The sequence below is a fragment of the Sphingomonas brevis genome, assembly GCF_023516505.1.
Classification (GTDB): Bacteria; Pseudomonadota; Alphaproteobacteria; order Sphingomonadales; family Sphingomonadaceae; genus Sphingomicrobium; species Sphingomicrobium breve.
Genome location: NZ_JAMGBB010000001.1, coordinates 232,869 through 247,561, shown reverse-complemented (window position 1 = coordinate 247,561; position 14,693 = coordinate 232,869). Strand labels below are relative to the sequence as shown.

Sequence of the window (14,693 nt, the reverse complement as noted above, 5' to 3'; positions counted from 1 at the left end):
ATTAGGCCAGGGCCCCGGCCGCTGCCGGTTCCGCGGCCAACCCGGACTTGGGTGCCTGTTGCGCCCTTCTCGACAGCCACAGGCAGGTTATTGTGGCCAGGGCAGCGCCGACAAGCCCGTCAGTTGCGTAATGCCAGCCCGATGCGACCGACGTGATGTAAATGATCAACGCGTAGAGCACCGCGGGTACGACCAATGGCCGCCAGATGGCTCGAGCGGCAAAGGCGGTCCACACGGCCATGGTGACGTGCATCGACGGCATTGCGCTGATCCCGGTGCCGAGGTTGGCACCGCCGGATTCGAAGTTTCGCCACAGATAGTCGGCGAGGAAGTTGACGCTGGGGTCGGTGGTGACGATCAGCTCGTCGAACCGGGCTCCAAGTCCCAACCGCTCGTAAAAAATCGGCCCGGCCGAAGGCAGGACATATTGGCCCATCGTGCCGATAATGATCAGGATAGCCAGGAAAGAGGTCAGCAATACGCTATGATCGCGCTTGCTGAACGCCAATAGGCCCATCGTGCCAAACGTCACCGGGAACCAGCTGACATAGATTTTGGAGAATAGCGGGCCGAGGCCATCGAACCTGAACAGGTGCCAGGGATCCTGGCCGAACAGCCGGTAATCGAGGTCGGCCAGCATCGGGTCGGCCCAGTAACCGCCGACATGCGGTATCATCGTCTTGGCCCAGCCGTGAAGCGCCATCGCCAGCCCCAGCAGCAAGGCATAGGTGAAAGCCTTCCACAGCGTACCCGCCTCTCCCTTGATGCCAAGCACGAAGGAAGTGACGGGGCGGTCGGCCCGGGTTTCGAACATCGCCGTCCGCACCAGCAGGAACAGGAAGCCGGCCGACCAGATCATCAGCGCCGCGCCCATCGGCCGCGAATATTCGAACGGAATCGGCCGCGCGCTGATCGCCGCCAGCGACAGCACGAACGCCGCCTGCGCGGCCACCAGCCAGTAACGCAACGTTGGAAACATCGACAGCTCCCTGGAACCCAACGGAGGTATCAGGCGCTGATTACGATGGGGTAAACCATCGCCGGCCCCGGCCATTTCCAGCGCGTGCGGCGATGCCTATGTAGGATAGCATGACGGAAATCATCGATCCGCCAACTCCGAAAATGCGCCGCGAGCTGTCGTTCGGGACCGATCCGCGATCCGTCAGGCAACGGATCGAGGGCATGGAGAAGCTGCTCGAGCGGATGTTCGTCATCCCGGGCATCAACAAGCCTGTCGGCCTCGACGTTATTCTCGACATCATTCCGGGCGTCGGCACCATCTCGGCCGCCGCGTTGGGCAGCTATATCGCCTGGGAAGCGCGCAACCTCGGCATGTCGAAGTGGCAGATCGCACGGATGGCAGGAAACATCGGGTTCGACATGCTGCTCGGCGCCATCCCCTGGATCGGCGCAATCCCCGACTTTTTCTTCCGGTCGAACACGCGCAACGTCAGGATGATCAAGCGCCACCTCGACAAGCATCACCCCGACACCCGCACCATCGACGTCGAGGCTCGCTGACTTGGCCCAGCCGCCGGCGCCTATTGGATTATATGAGTCCTATGTCCGACATGGCGAACTGGTCGCAGTATCGGGGATCAGCCCGGCGCGCGCTGGCGAGACGATCGCCGGCAAGGTCGGGCGGGAGCTGAGCTTCGAACAAGGGTGCGAGGCAGCCAGGCGCGCCGCGGAGAATTTGCTGGCCGTGCTGCGCCAGGCCGCCGGTCAGGATGACGGTGCGATCCAGCGGATCCTGCTGGTGAGGGGCCAGGTCAACGCCACCGAAGATTTCACCATGGTGCACAAGGTGATCGATGCGGCGTCGGAACTGCTGGTCGAGCGGCTGGGGGAGCGCGGGCGGCATGCCCGGACCGCGATCGGCTGTTCGACCCTTCCCAATAATAATGCGGTCACACTGGAAGCGCTGGCAATTATTGCCGCTTATCCATCGGTTTCGGCGGCCGGCTAGCGCTTCGTCCCGATTTCCTTGGTGAGGAAGGCCCACAGCAGCGCGGCCCGGGTCGCATCCTCCGCACGGTCGGCGCCAACCGAATGGCCGCCCTCGACATACTCATGGTAATAGACCTGGTTGCCGAAGGCCTTGAGCTTCGCCGTCGCCTTGCGCGCATGTCCCGGATGAACGCGGTCGTCCTTGGTCGACAGGTAGAAAAATGTCGGCGGGTAACGGACGCCTGGCCTGATCGCCTGATATGGCGAATATTTGGACATGAACGCCCAATCCTCCGGTTTGTCGGGATCGCCATATTCGTCGATCCAGGATGCGCCGGCGAGAAGTTGAGAATAGCGCTTCATGTCGATCAGCGGTGAACCGGAGATCACCGCGGAATAAAGCGCCGGATGCTGCGTCATCGCCGCTCCGACCAGCACACCGCCGTTGGACCTTCCAGAGATGGCTACCCCGTCCTTGCGAGCAACGCCGGTGCGGATCAGGTCGCGAGCCACCGCCTCCAGGTCGTCGAAGCTGTTCTGGCGCTTTTCGCGCAGCGCGTCGCGCCACCATCTGGGACCATATTCGCCGCCGCCGCGGATGTTAGCGAGCACGAACGCGCCGCCATTCTCGGCCCAGAACAGGCCGAGCGGGCCGGACCGATAGGGCTGGCCGGTCAAATAGGTCGGCGTCTGGGCATTGCGAAAGCCGCCATAGGCATGGATCAGCGTGCCGGTCGGCTTGGTCACGCCCTTCTTCCGGACCAGGAAATAGGGGACACGGGTGCCGTCCTTCGACGCTGCGAAGCGCTGCACGACGGTGAGGTTGGAGGCGTCGAACTGGGCCGGAAGCGCCTGGACGGTGCCAAGCTTGCCGGCCGCGTCGACCGACATCAGGGTCGTCGGGGTCAACATCCCTTCGACGGTGGCGAAGGCAATGTCCTGCTTGTCGGCGGTCCCGACGATGTGAACAGTGCTATTCCCGGGCAGCGGCATTGGCTTGCTCGCCCAGCTGCCGTCGGCTTGGCGGCGAAGCGCGAACAGTTTGCCGGAAACATCGTCGAGCGCCTTGATCCACAAGATATTGTCGGTGGCGGAGACTTCCTCGATCGCCTGGGTCTTGCTTGGCGCCATCACCAGCTTCGGCGCGGGGCTCTGGCCGGCCAGCATCTGCTGTATGTCGAACGCGACGACCGATCCGGGCTGAAATTGGCCGAGCGGCTCGACCAGCGTCGCAATCGCCTGGCCCGAAACCACCGTGTTGAATTCGGCGGTTTGCGGGATCGGAAGCTCGACCCAGCGGCCGTCGGGCGCACGCATTGATACGCGCGATTCATAGAAGCCGACATTGCGGCTGATCGCGACGCGGCGGACGTTACCGTCCATCACCGCGAACGGGCCGATCCCGATCGCTGTCTCGTCGACCTCGGCGACCTTGGTCGCTGCGCTCCACGGCGTGCCGCGCTTCCATTCCTTGACGATCCGCGCGTAGCCGGACTTGGTTGCCGTCCCTTCGCCTTCGGCCATCGCCACGAGCAGCGTGTCGCGGTCGGCCCAGGCCACCGCATTCTTGCTCTCCGGAACGACGAACCCGCCCTCGACAAAGGTGCCCGAGACGAGATCGAATTCGCGAACCACGTCGGCGTCGCTGCCGCCGGGGCTGAGAGAGATGAGGCAGCGCTGATATTCGGGCGGCAGGCAATCGGCGCCGTGCCATACCCAGCTCTTGCCCTCGGCCTTGCCGAGAGCGTCGACGTCGATCACCGTCCGCCATGTCGGCTTGCCGGAAAGATAGGCATTGAGCGGCGATACGCGCCACAGCCCCCGCTTGTGATCGGCGTCGACCCAATGGTTGGCGACCAGGTCGCCCATCACCTGGTCGGGTGCCGCGATCTGGTTGGGATCGTTGAGAATGGCCAGGGCGCGCTGGCGATGGTCTTCGAATCCCGAAATCCTGGTGAGATCCGCCTCGGTCTCGGCGTTCCAGACTTTTACCTGCTCAAGCGGCTTTAGGCCCTGGATGTCCTCAAGCCAGAGATAAGGGTCGTCGCTTTGGGCGACGGCAGCGGTGGCGAGCACCGCGGTCGCGGCGGCGATGAAAAGCTTGCGCAAGTGAGAACCTCTCCGGAAATTTGCGCAAAACGGTGGCGGCGGGGCGCAAGTGCGTCAACGCGGGTTTCGACGAGTGGCGGAAAATCAGTCGCCGCTGATCTTCGGCCTCCCGACATCGCCCTGGCCGACGGTGCGGCCGGCCATTTCCAGCATCCGCTCCAACGGCACCCGGGCCTTGGCCATGGTCTCGTCATCGAGCTCGATCCGGGGCCGGAGGTCGCGCAGCGCGACGTACAGCTTCTCCAGCGTGTTGAGTGCCATGTAGGGGCACATGTTGCAGTTGCAGTTTCCGTCGCCCCCCGGCACGCCGATGAAGGTCTTGTCGGGCGCCGCCTTTTCCATCTGGTGGATGATGTGCGGTTCGGTCGCGACCAGGATCGTCTTGCTCGGCGAATGGATGGCGAAGTCGAGGATCGACTTGGTCGAACCGACATGGTCGCTATGGTCGATGATGTGCGGCGGGCATTCGGGATGCGCGGCGACCGGAGCGCCGGGATTCTCGGCCTTGAGCTTCAGAAGCTCGGTCTCGCTGAACGCCTGGTGCACGATGCAGATGCCGGGCCACAACAGCATGTCGCGACCGGTCCTGCGGGCAAGATAGCCGCCGAGATGCCTGTCGGGTCCGAAGATGATCTTCTGATCCTTGGGGATCTGCTTCAGGATCACGTCGGCAGACGATGAGGTGACGATGATGTCGCTCAAGGCCTTCACCGCCGCCGAGCAGTTGATGTAGGTCAGCGCGATATGGTCCGGATGGGCCTCGCGGAAAGCCTTGAACTGGTCGGGCGGGCAGCTGTCCTCGAGGCTGCAGCCGGCATCCATGTCCGGCAGGACCACGATCTTTTCCGGGCTCAATATCTTCGCCGTCTCGGCCATGAACCGTACGCCGCAAAAGGCGATCACTTCGGCGTCGGTCGCCGCCGCCTTCCGCGACAGGTCGAGGCTGTCGCCGACGAAGTCGGCGAGGTCCTGGATCTGCGGCTTCTGGTAATAATGGGCGAGGATGACCGCGTTGCGCTCCTCCTTGAGGCGCTTGATCTCGGCGAGGAGATCGAGGCCCTTCAGCGACTCTGTCTGGGCGGTCATGATCCTGGTTCCTTAGGCGTCAGCGCTGTTTCTGCGCGGCTTCATCAAGCACTTCGTTATAGCTGCGGCTGTGGTCAAGGGGCACCGTCACCGGCGAGCCCTCCGTGGGATAGCGCGCGACCACTTTTGCGTCGCCGAAACCGGCGGCCTGGAGCGGCAGCGAGAAGCTGCGCTCGACCGCCTGGCGCCCAGCCTCGCGCGCCAGCCTCATCGGCACTGCCGTGCCGGCCTGCTTGCGCAAATCGGCGACCGCGCGGGCGCGGTTGTTGCGATCGAGCGCGGAGTCGGCGTCGGTCACCGCCGACAGCACGCCGCTCTCCCCATATTCCCGCGCGGCGGCGAGATCGACTTCCGGGCCGGCTATCTCGATTTCCGGCAGGGTCACGGCCAGCGTTCGGGTCGCCGCATCCCATTTGACGTCCTCGGGTTCCAACTTCGCCAGGTCGAGCTCATAGCGGACGTCGCCGGGCAGGATCAGGGTGCGCTCGGCGCTGACCAGCCCGCCCAGCCGCTCCTGCCGGCTGCTGACCACCGAGACATAGCGGGCGACGAACGGCACAAGCCGGTTTTGCGCGCGCATCGATTGCAGCGCCGACGAAGCGACGGTTTCAGGATTGCTGCCGAACAGGCTCTTGCCGATGTCCAGCGCTCCGCCGACCACCAGGCCGAGCAGCAGCGCGACGATCACCGCGCCGATCGCCAAAGGCTTGTTCAATCCGGTTGGGCTATTCTCGTCCATGTCTCACCCTCGCCGGCTTCAACGAGTCCGCGCTGCTGAAGGTCCAGCAGATGCGCGTAGACCGATCCACCCGCTGCAGGGACCAGCCGTTGGTCGAGCCCGGGATAGGCGTGGGCGACAATGTCGGGAATGTCGCGTGGCCTTTGCCCGACCAGCTTCAATATCTGCCGTTCGCGCTGCATGCGGTGGCCGATCATGCCGCGCACCAGCTGCGCCGGCTTGGTCACCGCCGGGCCGTGCGCCGGATAGTAGAGTCGGTCGCCGCGCTGCCGAAGCAGATCCATGCTGCGCATGTATGCGGCCATGTCGCCGTCAGGCGGCACGACCACTGTGGTCGACCAGCCCATCACATGATCGCCGGTGAACAGTGCGTCATTAAACGCGAAGCAGAGATGGTTGGAGGTGTGCCCAGGCGTAGCGACGGCGGTGAGCTTCTTGCCGCCATCGAACTCGATCGTTTCGCCATCCGCGAGCACCCGGTCCGGAACATATTGCTTGTCGAAGCTGGCGTCGGCGCGCGGCCCGATGCTCTCCAGCACCAGCGGTGCGCAGCCGATGATCGGCGCGCCGGTCGCCTGCTGCAATGCGCGGCTGGCCGGCGAATGGTCGCGATGGGTGTGGGTGCAGGAAATCGCCGCGACATTTCGTCCGTCGACCGCCTCGACGATCGCCGCGACATGCTCGTCGAGCTCGGGGCCGGGATCGATCACCACCAGCTCATCGTCCCCGACCAGATAAGTCTGCGTACCGAAATAGGTGAAGGGCGACGGATTATGCGCCAGCAGCCGGGCAACGCCGGGCTCGAGCGGTTCCAACTTTGCGTAAGGCGCATCCACCTCAGCGCCTGTGCCATGATCCGGGCGTGCCCGCTAGGCCGCCTCGGCCAGCACCGCCTCCTGCGGAAGCGGCGCGATCCCGGCCCGATCGGCGGCGCGGGCCAGAGCCGAGTGATAGACCCGGCCGAACAATCGCTCCATGCTTTCGTCCCAGCTGAACTGCAGGGCGTGCTCTCGGGCGCGCTCGGCCATTGCCGGCCGATCGCCGGACAGGACCGACATAATGTTGGCGGCCATCACCTCGGCATCGTCGACCCTTCCCACCAGTCCAAGGCCGTGCGGAACCCGATCGACCATCGCCCCTGCGGCAACGCCCACAACCGGCAGGCCGGACGCTTGGGCCTCGATCACCGAAATGCCGAAGGTTTCGTCGGCCATGCCCGAAACATAGATGTCGGCGCTGGCCAGCCAGGCGGCGAGGTCGTCTCGGTCGCGGCAATAGCCGGGCGCATAAATCCGCTCGTCCCCCAGCCCGACAAATTGCTCCCTCAGCGGGCCATCACCGAGCAGCATCAGCTTCGCCCCGAGCGAAGCCGGCAATCGCCGGAATGCCTCGACGACGATATGCGCACGCTTCTCGAAATCCAGTCGTCCGACATAGATGAGCAAGGGCTGCTCATCGCCGATGTTCAGGGAATGCCGGATCCGGGAACTACGTTTGGCGGGCGAGAATTGGCCGAGTTCGACGCCGAGCGGGACCACGTCGACTTCCGGGACGCCAAGCGAGCGCAATTTCGCCGCGCCGCCATTCTCGCTCATCGCGTAAACCGCATCGAACCGGCCGTAGAGCCGCCCGCAATAATCATAGCTAACTCGACTGGCCCAGGCGCCGATCGCCGTGCCTAGCCATTTTGAGAAAGGTCGATCGACATAGACCGTCGGAAAATCGGTGCAATAAGCGGCCACCAGCGCCGTTTCTGGATATCGGCGGCCATGGGCAATCGCCGCCCAGGGCAGGTTGTAGGCATCCTGGCACTCGATCAGGTCGGGCAGCCGATCGGCCAGTACCGATCGGACGGCGCGGTTGCGCAGGAGGAAGCGGTAGTGCGGGCTGCCCGGCACCTTGGGCGACGCGACATAAGCGGTAATGGCCCGCCCGCCTTCCTCAACTTCCACGGCATCGCGCGGCCCGGGCACAATCAGCAAATGCCGGTGCGGCGTATTGTCGAGAATGTGGCGGCGCTTGTGGCGCAAATAGGTGCGCACGCCCCCGCCGACGTCGGACCAGCTTTGGGTGAGGTCGGCAATCAGCAGATTTTGGTCGGTACGGTCCTGGGGGGTCATCGGCTCTCCAACACTCAGGAGGCCATTAAGTGCCGATGATGAGCCCTACATGAATTAGAAGCGCCGCTCACTGCCTCCCAGCGAGCGACGCCTCCATCGATCGCAAGGCCAGCCTTGCGCCGCTTCGAGCTCTATTCGTCGTCGCCCTCGTCGATGCTGTCTTCGATCCGATCTACTTCTTGCTCGGCCTTGGCGATGGAGGCCTGGGCGGAAGCGACGCTTGTCGCGATCGCGCGCTGATCGACTGACGCCAGCGCCTGGCGGCGGATCTGGTCGATATCGATCGCTTCGACCGATTTCAGCGATTCCCGGATGGTCGCCTTGATCTGTTCGGGATCCTGCCCCGACCGACGGATATGCCTGGCGTTGCGGTCGACTTCCCGAACCGCCTGTTCGATCTCCCGGCGCGCTTCGGCGAGGTCGCGGCGCAGGTCTTCCTGGTCGAACTTGGCTTCTTCGAGCGCCTCGCGAACGTCCCGCTGGATCTGCTCTTGGTCGACCTCGACACGGGCACGGGCCAATTCGCGCTTGGCCTGGGCGATCGCCTCACGGCACCTGGCCTTCTCGGCGGCGGTGAGTTCGTTCCAGCGCTTGGACTTGCCGTCGATGGAAATCGTCCCGTCGCGCTCGAACGAGAGATCCTTGTGCCGATAGCTACCGTCGCCAGAATCCGCGACGGTGGGTGCCGGCGCGACCGTCGCTAGGGGCGCGACCGGAGCAACCGGAGCAACCGGCGCCGGGACAGCGGCGGGCGCGACCTGCGCAACCTGCGCTACCGGAGCGGGTTCCGCCGGCACGACCTTGTCGACATATTCGATCGCCCGCGTAGCGGTCAGCGGCAGGGCAACCGCCACGGCGGCGATTACCGTCAGCCGCCCGGCAAATCGCCGGCCCGCGGTTGGATTGGTAAGCATGGACTTCAGCCTCCTGTGAAGGGTGTTGCGTCGATCGAGAGCGCTGGCGAATAGCAGCGCCCTCCCCGAAGCGGCCTTGGCGATCGTCCGACCATAGTCGGCGCGATCGTCGGCCTTGGCCTTGTCCAGCACCCGGGCATCGCACGCCGCTTCCTGATCGAAGCGAAAAGCGGCGTGGGCGACCCAGGCGAGTGGATTGAACCACTGGAGGCAGAGCAGGACAAAGGCGATAAGGTTGGCGACAAGGTCGCCGGAGCGGTGGTGGGCGAGTTCATGCTCCAGCGCGAGGCCGCGCTCCCGCTCGTCATAAAGCCGCTCGAAATCGGCGGGGACAGCGATCACCCGGTCGAGCACGCCAAACGCCAGCGGGCCTTTGACATCGGGCGATCGGACAATGCGGATCGATCCAATCCGGCCCAATTCCGAAGCGTCACGCAAGATGGCCGCCCGCTCGCGGTGGAATGCCGCCATTCGGGCGATGAACAGGCCGAGCCCGATACCCAGCCACAGCACCAGCAGAACCGTCTGCATCCCGCCGACCTGTTCCAGGAGAGACGGTTCGGGCGGGGCGACCGAGGCCAGCAATTTGGGTTCGGACATCATGATCGGGACGAATGGCTGGATCGGTGTCGCCTCCGGGACCGTGCGCTCGACGGTCTGCGTCAGCGTCGGCATCAGCAGGCGCGCCGCCGGGATCAGCCACAAGCCATAAGCTACCCGGGCGCCGAACTGGCGCCGGACCGGCTCCCTGATGAGCAGGACGAGGAAGATCAGCGCGGTAGTGGCGATCAGCGTGCCAAGCAGCCAGTCGATCACGACTTGAGCTCCTTCAATAGCGCCTCGATGGCGGCGATGTCCTCATCGTCCAGCGCATCCTCTTCGGCGAGGCGCGCGACCAGCGGAGATATGCGACCACCGAACAACCGTTCGACGAACCGCACCGATTCATGGCCGACATAGGCTTCGCGCTTGATCGTCGGCGAATATAGGAAGCGGCGGCCGTCCTCGCGATGCTTGACCGCGCCCTTGGCCGCCAATCGGGACAACATGGTCTTGACGGTGGCCAGGGTCCAACCGCGTTCGGCGCCGATCCGGTCGGCGGCCTCGGCGGCGGTCAACGGATGGCCTGCGCTCCAGAGCGCCTCCATCACTTCCAGCTCGGCTTCACTGATCCTGAGATCCATCCGACTCTGCCCCTTTCGACTACATGCGTAAGCGATCCGATTACAGTTGTAAACAGAGCAATTCGACGAATGGACGAACAGCGGTCCTGGCGTCGGAATTCTTTACGCCTCGCTGCATTCGCGACGATCGGAGAACGTATTTTTTCTTAGAAATCCGCCATTCGCGTGATTTGGCACGGCGGTTGCAAAAGGTAAGGCGTCCACTTGGTTCCACGCCAACACAAAGGGGACGGCAACAGCGGTTTTCTGGTCCCGCGTTCGCCGTCCCCTTTTAGTTTCAACGAGACTCGGGGGCGGCTCCCCTTTCTTCACCCCTGTGGAGGGGGGAGCCGAGTTTTTAGGGTCCTTATGCTTCGGCGCTGACCAGCTGCTGAAGCTCACCGCTCTCGAACATTTCCATCATGATGTCGGATCCGCCGACGAATTCACCCTTCACATAAAGCTGGGGGATAGTCGGCCAGTCGGAATATTCCTTGATTCCGGCGCGGATTTCCTGGTCCTGGAGCACGTCGACCGTTTCGAACGGCACGCCCAGATGGTCGAGGATCGCCACCGCCCGGCTTGAAAATCCGCACTGGGGGAACAGCACGCTGCCCTTCATGAACAGGACGACGTCATTGGCCTTCACCAGCGCGTCGATCCGACCCTTCGCTTCGTTCATTGTTCTTCTCCGTCGGGCAGCGCGGTCTCGAGCTGCAGCGCATGGAGCTCTCCGCCCATGCGGGAGCCGAGTGCCCGGTACACAAGTTGGTGTTGTTTGACGCGGTTCAAGCCCGCGAAGCAGGCCGACACTACCCGCGCGGCATAATGGTCGCCGTCGCCCGCCAGGTCGCGGATTTCGATTTCCGCGTCGGGGAGCGCAGCTCGGATCAGCGTCTCGATGTCATTGGCCGCCATTGGCATGGCATCAGCCCCTACAAATTGGTCTGTTCGATGACCTGCCGACGGGCCTCGACCAGCTTGTGACCGAGCGCATCGCGGATCCGGCCTTCGTCTGCATCGACCCCCGCGGAGGTCAGGTCGCCAAGCACCTTGCGGATGACATCCTCGTCGCCGGCTTCCTCGAAGTCGGCGCGAACGACATCCTTGGCGTATGACTCTGTTTCGACTTCCGACAGGCCCATCAGCCGGGCGGCCCATTCGCCGAGCAAACGGTTGCGACTTGCGACGATGCGGAACTGCATCTCTTCGTCCCGCGCAAATTTGGCTTCAAAGGCACGCTCACGGTCGTCGAACTGGGTCATGGATGTTCCTGTCTGGCTCGGCCCCGCAGATAGTGTTTGCGTCGGCGCTCGTCCAGCATGGTTCAGCCCGCCTTGCGCTGGCCCCATCTGCCTGGCCCCAGCAAGTCGGCGACCTTCAGCTCCAGGGACCTGTCATGCCGCTGCGCGGGCAGTCGATAGGCGGCCGCACGGGGCCCGGCGTCGGGATCGGGGACAACTTGCGACAGCCCGCTGACAGGGTCACCGATCAGTACGCTGACGCCAGTGCCCTTGGTTTCCGCGGCGAGGGCCGCTGACAGGCGCTGGAAAGCCTGCCCCGAACTCGCATAAGGGAAGATCGCCACATTGGGCTCTTCTTCCGGCGGGATGTTGAGCAGCAGCTTGAAATGCGGGCCGCGCCGCAGCGCCGGAAGCAGTGCCCGCGAGACGCGGTACATGCCGAGCGTGCGCTCATATCCGCCGCCCGCGGCATTGATCAGCAGGTCAAGCGACTGGAAGGATTCAATAATGTCGGCCGCGAAAACCGCGACACTGGCTTCTGACGCGGCGTCGCAATAGCGGCCGACGGCGCCCAGCTCTTCGGTTGCCTGCCGCAGCGAGGAAGCGTCGTCGTCACACAGGATCAGCCTGGCGCCGCGGGCGCTGAGCGCTTCGGCGCAGGCCCGGCCAATACCGGTCCCCGCACCGGTAATGAGGACGCGTGGAGGGAGGTCGAGTCGCATCAAGGTCTCCGCCGCCCGCGTCCCCCGACGAGGCGGCTTGGCATTATCTATTTTGAGGGTTGATTTAAAGCAACAAAGTGTTGCATTTAGCTATGGGGTGTCGGGGAGTCAACATTGAATCAAGCTTCAACTTTGGACGATGCGGTACGCCAGCGCCGGCCCGGCGGCCGCACCGCGGACGTCACCCGGCGGATCAACGAGGCGTTGATCGAACTGCTCGCAGAGGGCGGGCTTGAGGCCTGCACTTTCCAGAATGTGGCAGCGCGCGCCGGCGTCGAGCGTTCGACCCTTTACCGGCGCAATCCCGATCGCTGGCCGACGATAGTAGATGCCCTGATCGACCTGGCGGACCGCCAAACGCCGGCCGTCGACACCGGGTCGTTTCGAGCCGATCTCACGGAGACCCTGCTCAACCTGGTCACGGTGCTTAACAGCCCGGTCGGCCCATCGCTGATGGAAGTGGCGGGAGCACTTCAATCCGGCGTTGCGCCGGGGCAGTCCCAACGTTTTTGGACGAACCGGCAAAAGCAGCTGGCGCCGATGTTCGAGGCGGCGATCGAGCGCGGCGAGCTGCCGGCCGACGTCAATCTCGATGAGGTTTTCGCCATGGCCGCCGGCCCGATGTACTTCCGTCGATACGTCTCGTCCCAGCCACTGAACGATGAGTGGGTGAACAAGGTCGTCGACCAGATATGCGATCGCTATTGCCTGAAGCCCTAGTCGCCAAAGGCTAATCTGGCGTCACCACCAGCTTGCCGATTACCTGGCGAGCGGCCATCGCCGCGATCGCCTCGCCGCCGCGTGCCAGCGGATAGGTCGCGCTGACGTGGGGCCTGATCTTGCCCTCGTCCCATAGCTGGAACAGCTCGGCGACATGGGCCGCATTGGCCTTCGGATCGCGCGCGGCGAAGGCGCCCCAGAAGACGCCGCATACATCGCAGCTCTTGAGCAGGGTGAGGTTGAGCGGAAGCTTCGGGATGCCGGCCGGAAAGCCGACAACCAGGTAGCGGCCCTCCCAGGCGATGCTGCGCAGCGCCGGCTCGGCATAATCGCCGCCGACAGGATCGTAGATGACATTGGCTCCGTCAGGACCGACCGCGTCTTTGAACAGCTGGGCCAGCGCCTTCTGCCCGTCCTTGTCGAACGGTCCGCGGGGGTAGACGATCGCGTCGTCCGCGCCGGCTTGGCGCGCCGCGGCGGCCTTTTCCTCCGACGAAACGGCCGCGATCACTCGGGCTCCCCTCGCCTTCCCCAGTTCGACCGCGGCGAGCCCGACGCCCCCAGCCGCCCCGAGCACCAGCAACGTCTGACCGGCCTGCAGCTTGCCGCGATCATAGAGCGCGTGGATCGACGTGGCGTAGGTCAGCAACAGCGCGGCGCCGTCCTTGAAGCTGCGCTCCGGCGGCAACGGAATGGCGCTCTTGGCCGCGATGACGATCTTTTCGGCCATGCCGCCCCAGCCCGGAACCGCGATCAGCCGGTCGCCGGCGCTCCAGCCCTCGACTCCCTCGCCGACCATCTCGACCTCGCCAGCAATTTCGCCGCCCGGCGCGAACGGGCGCGGCGGCTTGAACTGATATTTGTCCTCGATGATCAGCACGTCTGGGTAATTTACCGCCGCGGCGCGTACCCTCACCAGCAGCTCGCCCGGTCCCGGCACCGGGTCAGGCAGCTCGGTCAGCCGAAGCGTGTCCGGCCCGCCCGGCTCATGGGACAGAAGGGCCTTCATTCGATCCCCCGCACCCGGGCGTCCTCGACGACGTCAACCGCGGTCATGCCATTATAGGCTTGCCTTGTAGCGGCGGCGGTATCGCGGTGGCCAAAGCCGACGCCGCCCGGATTGTGCAGCGCCGCGTCGAAGGTCAGCCGGTCCTTGATCGGCAGGTCGCGGCGCGCCTTCTCGGTCGTCTTTTCGAACGCTTGCTGGCTGGACCCATCGATAACGGTCGGCTCCCGAGAGCAGGCGCCAAGCAAGGCGACCAAAGCGAGGACCGCGACCCTTTTCACTCGACGTAGTTCGCGGCGGTCCTGGAGCGGACCTCTTCGGCCGTGACGCCCGGGGCCAGCTCGATCAGCTTGAACGGCGACTGATGGTCGGGCCGATGGAAGACGCACAGGTCGGTGATGATCATGTCGACCACATTCTTGCCGGTCAGCGGCAGCGTGCATTCGGGGATGAACTTGGGATCGCCGGCCTTCGAATTATGCTCCATCACGACGATGATCTTCTTGACTCCGGCGACGAGGTCCATCGCACCGCCCATGCCCTTGATCATCTTTCCGGGGATCATCCAGTTGGCGATGTCGCCGCCTTCGCTGACTTCCATTGCGCCCAGCACGGTGAGGTCAATGTGCCCGCCCCGGATCATCGCGAAGCTGTCCGACGAGCTGAAGTAGCTGGAGCTCGGCAGCTCGCTGATGGTCTGCTTGCCCGCGTTGATCAAGTCGGGATCGACCTCGTCCGGATAGGGGAACGGGCCAATGCCGAGCATTCCGTTCTCGCTCTGCAGCGTGACCGTCATCCCCGCCGGGATATTGTTGGCGACCAGCGTCGGGATGCCGATGCCGAGGTTGACGTAATAGCCGTCCTTCAGCTCCTTGGCGGCCCTCGCCGCCATCTGGTTGCGGTCCCAAGCCATCTACTTG

18 protein-coding genes are annotated in these 14,693 nt (G+C 64.4%); 3 read left to right on the top strand and 15 right to left on the bottom strand.

Features of this window, described 5'->3' with window-relative positions; all coding sequences use genetic code 11:
• Position 1 precedes the first annotated feature (1 nt).
• Positions 2-979 (bottom strand): phosphatase PAP2 family protein, encoded by a 978-nt coding sequence (locus tag LZ518_RS01380; RefSeq protein ID WP_249914267.1) that lies wholly within the window; start codon positions 977-979, stop codon positions 2-4.
• Positions 980-1,089: 110 nt separating this feature from the next.
• On the opposite strand from LZ518_RS01380, the gene LZ518_RS01375 reads away from it, so the two are divergent.
• Together LZ518_RS01375 and LZ518_RS01370 are read left to right on the top strand one after the other, a co-directional pair.
• Entirely contained in the window at positions 1,090-1,521 is a 432-nt protein-coding gene (locus LZ518_RS01375; protein WP_249914266.1) for a DUF4112 domain-containing protein, read from the top strand.
• Between the two features lies 1 nt (position 1,522).
• Positions 1,523-1,969 carry a RidA family protein gene (locus tag LZ518_RS01370; protein ID WP_249914265.1) on the top strand — a complete coding sequence of 149 codons (447 nt, stop codon included), beginning with the start codon at positions 1,523-1,525 and terminating at the stop codon, positions 1,967-1,969.
• On the opposite strand, the gene LZ518_RS01365 is transcribed toward LZ518_RS01370, so the two are convergent.
• From LZ518_RS01365 to LZ518_RS01315, 11 genes are all read right to left on the bottom strand, one after another.
• Positions 1,966-4,059, bottom strand: coding sequence for a prolyl oligopeptidase family serine peptidase (locus LZ518_RS01365; protein WP_249914264.1), 2,094 nt, complete (start codon positions 4,057-4,059; stop codon positions 1,966-1,968). The two genes, LZ518_RS01370 and LZ518_RS01365, sit on opposite strands and share 4 nt — an antisense overlap.
• 84 nt (positions 4,060-4,143) lie before the next feature.
• Positions 4,144-5,145: a quinolinate synthase NadA gene (nadA, locus tag LZ518_RS01360; protein WP_249914263.1), complete on the bottom strand. Its 1,002-nt coding sequence runs from the start codon at positions 5,143-5,145 to the stop codon at positions 4,144-4,146.
• A gap of 19 nt (positions 5,146-5,164) precedes the next feature.
• Complete coding sequence (locus LZ518_RS01355) at positions 5,165-5,884, bottom strand: DUF4230 domain-containing protein (protein ID WP_249914262.1); 720 nt, start codon at positions 5,882-5,884, stop codon at positions 5,165-5,167.
• Positions 5,857-6,699 carry an MBL fold metallo-hydrolase gene (locus LZ518_RS01350; RefSeq protein WP_249914261.1) on the bottom strand — a complete coding sequence of 281 codons (843 nt, stop codon included), beginning with the start codon at positions 6,697-6,699 and terminating at the stop codon, positions 5,857-5,859. Before LZ518_RS01350 ends, LZ518_RS01355 begins: the two co-directional genes overlap by 28 nt.
• A 54-nt stretch (positions 6,700-6,753) precedes the next feature.
• Complete coding sequence (locus tag LZ518_RS01345; RefSeq protein ID WP_249914260.1) at positions 6,754-8,004, bottom strand: glycosyltransferase; 1,251 nt, start codon at positions 8,002-8,004, stop codon at positions 6,754-6,756.
• Between the two features lie 131 nt (positions 8,005-8,135).
• Entirely contained in the window at positions 8,136-9,734 is a 1,599-nt protein-coding gene (locus LZ518_RS01340) for a M56 family metallopeptidase (protein ID WP_249914259.1), read from the bottom strand.
• Positions 9,731-10,102, bottom strand: a complete 372-nt coding sequence (locus tag LZ518_RS01335) for a BlaI/MecI/CopY family transcriptional regulator (protein ID WP_249914258.1) — start codon at positions 10,100-10,102, stop codon at positions 9,731-9,733. The genes LZ518_RS01340 and LZ518_RS01335 overlap by 4 nt, the downstream gene beginning before the upstream one ends.
• 346 nt (positions 10,103-10,448) lie before the next feature.
• Entirely contained in the window at positions 10,449-10,763 is a 315-nt protein-coding gene (gene grxD, locus LZ518_RS01330) for a Grx4 family monothiol glutaredoxin (RefSeq protein WP_249914257.1), read from the bottom strand.
• Positions 10,760-11,005: a BolA family protein gene (locus LZ518_RS01325; protein ID WP_249914256.1), complete on the bottom strand. Its 246-nt coding sequence runs from the start codon at positions 11,003-11,005 to the stop codon at positions 10,760-10,762. The genes grxD and LZ518_RS01325 overlap by 4 nt, the downstream gene beginning before the upstream one ends.
• 11 nt (positions 11,006-11,016) lie before the next feature.
• Positions 11,017-11,346, bottom strand: coding sequence for a DUF1476 domain-containing protein (locus LZ518_RS01320; protein WP_249914255.1), 330 nt, complete (start codon positions 11,344-11,346; stop codon positions 11,017-11,019).
• Between the two features lie 62 nt (positions 11,347-11,408).
• The gene (locus tag LZ518_RS01315) at positions 11,409-12,047 is read right to left on the bottom strand and encodes an SDR family oxidoreductase (protein WP_249914254.1); all 639 of its coding nucleotides are present in this window, start codon (positions 12,045-12,047) and stop codon (positions 11,409-11,411) included.
• Between the two features lie 114 nt (positions 12,048-12,161).
• Here LZ518_RS01315 and LZ518_RS01310 point away from each other — a divergent pair, with 114 nt between their 5' ends.
• Positions 12,162-12,767 (top strand): TetR/AcrR family transcriptional regulator, encoded by a 606-nt coding sequence (locus tag LZ518_RS01310; protein ID WP_249914253.1) that lies wholly within the window; start codon positions 12,162-12,164, stop codon positions 12,765-12,767.
• 10 nt (positions 12,768-12,777) lie between these two features.
• Here LZ518_RS01310 and LZ518_RS01305 read toward each other — a convergent pair whose 3' ends face one another.
• The 3 genes from LZ518_RS01305 to LZ518_RS01295 are packed head-to-tail and all read right to left on the bottom strand — an operon-like array spanning position 12,778 to position 14,686.
• Positions 12,778-13,776, bottom strand: coding sequence for an NADPH:quinone oxidoreductase family protein (locus LZ518_RS01305; protein WP_249914252.1), 999 nt, complete (start codon positions 13,774-13,776; stop codon positions 12,778-12,780).
• Positions 13,773-14,054 (bottom strand): hypothetical protein, encoded by a 282-nt coding sequence (locus tag LZ518_RS01300; protein WP_249914251.1) that lies wholly within the window; start codon positions 14,052-14,054, stop codon positions 13,773-13,775. The genes LZ518_RS01305 and LZ518_RS01300 overlap by 4 nt, the downstream gene beginning before the upstream one ends.
• Positions 14,051-14,686 (bottom strand): 3-oxoacid CoA-transferase subunit B, encoded by a 636-nt coding sequence (locus tag LZ518_RS01295; RefSeq protein ID WP_249914250.1) that lies wholly within the window; start codon positions 14,684-14,686, stop codon positions 14,051-14,053. Before LZ518_RS01295 ends, LZ518_RS01300 begins: the two co-directional genes overlap by 4 nt.
• Positions 14,687-14,693: the final 7 nt, after the last annotated feature.

What these genes read in the sequence shown, in the direction of transcription:
- LZ518_RS01380 (WP_249914267.1), bottom strand. Translation starts at nt 979, where the DNA reads ATGTTTCCAACGTTGCGTTACTGGCTGGTGGCCGCGCAGGCGGCGTTC.
- LZ518_RS01335 (WP_249914258.1), bottom strand. Translation starts at nt 10,102, where the DNA reads ATGGATCTCAGGATCAGTGAAGCCGAGCTGGAAGTGATGGAGGCGCTC.
- nadA (WP_249914263.1), bottom strand. Translation starts at nt 5,145, where the DNA reads ATGACCGCCCAGACAGAGTCGCTGAAGGGCCTCGATCTCCTCGCCGAG.
- LZ518_RS01315 (WP_249914254.1), bottom strand. Translation starts at nt 12,047, where the DNA reads ATGCGACTCGACCTCCCTCCACGCGTCCTCATTACCGGTGCGGGGACC.
- LZ518_RS01295 (WP_249914250.1), bottom strand. Translation starts at nt 14,686, where the DNA reads ATGGCTTGGGACCGCAACCAGATGGCGGCGAGGGCCGCCAAGGAGCTG.
- LZ518_RS01325 (WP_249914256.1), bottom strand. Translation starts at nt 11,005, where the DNA reads ATGCCAATGGCGGCCAATGACATCGAGACGCTGATCCGAGCTGCGCTC.
- LZ518_RS01375 (WP_249914266.1), top strand. Translation starts at nt 1,090, where the DNA reads ATGACGGAAATCATCGATCCGCCAACTCCGAAAATGCGCCGCGAGCTG.
- LZ518_RS01355 (WP_249914262.1), bottom strand. Translation starts at nt 5,884, where the DNA reads ATGGACGAGAATAGCCCAACCGGATTGAACAAGCCTTTGGCGATCGGC.
- grxD (WP_249914257.1), bottom strand. Translation starts at nt 10,763, where the DNA reads ATGAACGAAGCGAAGGGTCGGATCGACGCGCTGGTGAAGGCCAATGAC.
- LZ518_RS01320 (WP_249914255.1), bottom strand. Translation starts at nt 11,346, where the DNA reads ATGACCCAGTTCGACGACCGTGAGCGTGCCTTTGAAGCCAAATTTGCG.
- LZ518_RS01345 (WP_249914260.1), bottom strand. Translation starts at nt 8,004, where the DNA reads ATGACCCCCCAGGACCGTACCGACCAAAATCTGCTGATTGCCGACCTC.
- LZ518_RS01305 (WP_249914252.1), bottom strand. Translation starts at nt 13,776, where the DNA reads ATGAAGGCCCTTCTGTCCCATGAGCCGGGCGGGCCGGACACGCTTCGG.